General features: G+C 67.8%; 2 protein-coding genes. Both read left to right on the forward strand.

Annotation, left to right across the window (positions count from 1 at the left end):
* Positions 1-2,517, forward strand: a 2,517-nt coding sequence (locus BDIM_RS04020) for a TonB-dependent receptor (protein ID WP_040344968.1), incomplete at its 5' end; no start/stop codon positions are given.
* Between the two features lie 76 nt (positions 2,518-2,593).
* Positions 2,594-2,973 (forward strand): glycerophosphodiester phosphodiesterase family protein (locus tag BDIM_RS04025; RefSeq protein WP_169312122.1); only part of this gene is annotated, 380 nt, incomplete at its 3' end.

The raw sequence follows: 2,973 nt of genomic DNA on the forward strand, positions 1-2,973 counted from the left end.
GCTCCGGCGGCGGCCCAGCAGGCCCAGCCGGCCGCCGCCGCCGACCAGGTGTCGGAAGTCGAAGAGATCGTCGTCGTCGGCTATCGCGCCCAGAACCAGCGCTCCGTCGCGGCCAAGCGCGACGACGCCCGCATCGGCGAGTTCCTGAACAGCGACGACATCGGCCAGCAGCCCGACTATAACATCGCCGACAGCATGCGCCGCGTGCCGGGCGTCCAGACCGTGTTCGACGAGGACGAAGGCCGCTATGTCTCGGTGCGCGGCCTGAACCCCAGCTACACCCTGGGCAGCTTCGACGGCGCCACCATGGCCACGGCCGAGCGCGGCAACCGCCAGCTGAACATGGAGGCCATCCCCTCGACCGCCGTCGGCGGGCTGGAGATCATCAAGTCGCGCACGCCCGACATCGACGGCAACGCCATCGGCGGCACGGTCAATCTGCGCACCCGCTCGGCCTTCGACCACTACGGCCTCTACGCCGTCGCCAACGCCTTCGTCGGCGCCTCCAACTCCACCGGCGCGCCGGGCAAGGGCTATAACCGCGGCAGCGACGACGGGATGAATTTCCGCTTCGACGGCACCGTGTCCCAGACCTTCGGCGACCAGGACCAGTTCGGCGTGCTGCTGAGCGCCAACTACAGCCAGAAGCGCCGTGACCAGGAACGCTTCAGCCCCAACCAGACCATGACGGACGCGGCCGTGACCCCGGCGGCGCCCAACACTTCGCTGCTGTATCAGGGCTATCCGAACACGGTCGACCGCTACGGCGCCACGCTGAAGCTGGAGTATAAGCCGAGCGACGCTCTGCACGCTCACCTGACCCTGTCGCACTATCAGCAGGACGACAACGAACTGCGCCTGTCGCACCAGCTGCTGAACACCGCCGGCGGCAGCTTCGTGCGCTTCAACGACTTCCCGCTGGAGAAGCCGCTGACCATCGCCCAGGCCGGTTTCAACTGGAGCCCGGCCGAACTGCACCGCGTGACGGGCCGCGTCTCCTACTCCAAGGCGACCTTCCTGGAGGATTCGCGCCAGCTGCAGTTCAACCTGACCGGCGCGGCGCCGACCTTCGACGTGTCGGTGCAGGACGGCATCCCGCTGGCGACCAACATCGATCCGCGCTTCACGGATTCGAGCCAGTACCGCTTCCAGAGCTACAACCCCTACATCGACGATTCCGACGACATGGTCGGCGAGGTCCAGGCCGACTACGCCTATAACCGCGAGGCGTGGAGCACCGGCTGGGGCTTCCAGGCGGGGGTCAAGCTGCGCCAGACCGAGCGCGACAACGACCGCACCCAGACCGTCTATAACGCCTGGACCGGGGCGACGCCGCTGACGCTGGACGCCTTCGAGACGGGCGCGAACTACACCCCGCTGCGCGGCGCCTTCAACGCCCTGATCATCGACTTCGACGCCTTCGACGACTTCTTCAACGCCAACCGCGACGGCTTCACGGTCAACCAGGCCAGCACCAACATCAACACCATCGGCTCGGACTGGGTGGTGACCGAGGACGTGACCGCCCTCTACGGCCTGGCCGAGCATCGCGGCGAACGCCACCGCCTGATCTTCGGCGGCCGCTGGGAGCAGACCGAGACCGACATCAGCGTCATGCGCCGCCAGGGCACGGGGGCCAATGTCGCCGACTTCACCCGCGTCACCCAGTCGGGCGACTATGACAACTTCCTGCCCTCGGCCACCCTGTCCTACGACCTGACCGGCGACGTGAAGCTGCGCCTGGCCTACGCACAGGCCGTCGGCCGCCCGAACCCCAGCCAGCTGGGCAGCGCCGAGGTCCTCAACAACGACGGCAGCATCTCGCGCGGCAATGTCAATCTGAAGGCCCGCGAAGGCCAGTCCTACGACGCCTCGCTGGAATACTACCTGCCGGACAACGGCGGCCTGCTGTCGGTCGGGGTGTTCCACAAGAGCATCGACAACGAGATCTACAGCCTGCTGACCCGCGAGGTCATCGACGGCGTCGAGGTCGATGTCTCCCAGCCCCAGAACGCCGGCGAGGCCAAGGTCAGCGGCCTGGAGCTGAACTTCATCCGCAACAACCTGGACTTCCTGCCGGGCTTCCTCAGCGACTTCGGCGTCTCCGCCAACGCTACCTGGCTGAACGCCGAGACCACGGTGCTAGGCACCAACGGCGCGGGTCGGAACGTCGACTTCCTACCCGGCCAGTCGGACTTTCTGGGCAACCTGGCCGTCTTCTACGAGCGTGACGGCCTGAGCGCGCGCGTCAGCTACGCCTATGTCGGCGACGCCTATTCCTCGGTCGGCGCGGCGCCTGCCAACGACCGGGTGCTGAAGGCTTCGCACCAGGTGGACCTGCAGGCCCGCTATCAGCTCAACGACCGCATCGAGCTGATCGGCGAGGTTCGCAACCTGATCGACGACGAGAAGATCACGATCCGCAACCTGGAAGCCGCCGGCCGTAACCATGAACTGGCGACCGATGTCAGCTTCTATGGCCGGCAGTTGTGGGCCGGCGTGGCGATGCGCTTCTGACCCTGTCGCCGAGGTCGGGGCCGTTCCGAACGGCCCCGACCGCCCATTGTCTCATTCCCTCCTGACGAGGTCGATCATGTCCGTCGTGTTCGCACGCTGCGCCGCGCTGACCGTGCTGGCCGTCGCCCTGGCTTCGCCCGGCGTCACATTGGCGGGCGTCGCCGCCGCGCCGCCCGTAGCCGTATCCGCTCCGGCGGACCGGATCGCCAGCCTGCGGGCCCAAATCGCCGACCCGGACGGTCCGGTCCTGGTCATCGCCCACCGCGCCTGCTGGGCCGAAGCGCCGGAGAACTCCCTGCCCGCCATCGCGGCCTGCCGGCGGCTGGGCGTGGCCATGGTCGAGCTGGACGTGCGGCGCACCCGCGACGGCCATCTGGTGCTGATGCACGACGCCACGGTGGACCGCACCACCAACGGCAGCGGCGCCGTGTCCGACCTGACCCTGGCCGAAATCCA

It is taken from the genome of Brevundimonas diminuta ATCC 11568, assembly GCF_000204035.1.
Lineage (GTDB): Bacteria > Pseudomonadota > Alphaproteobacteria > Caulobacterales > Caulobacteraceae > Brevundimonas > Brevundimonas diminuta.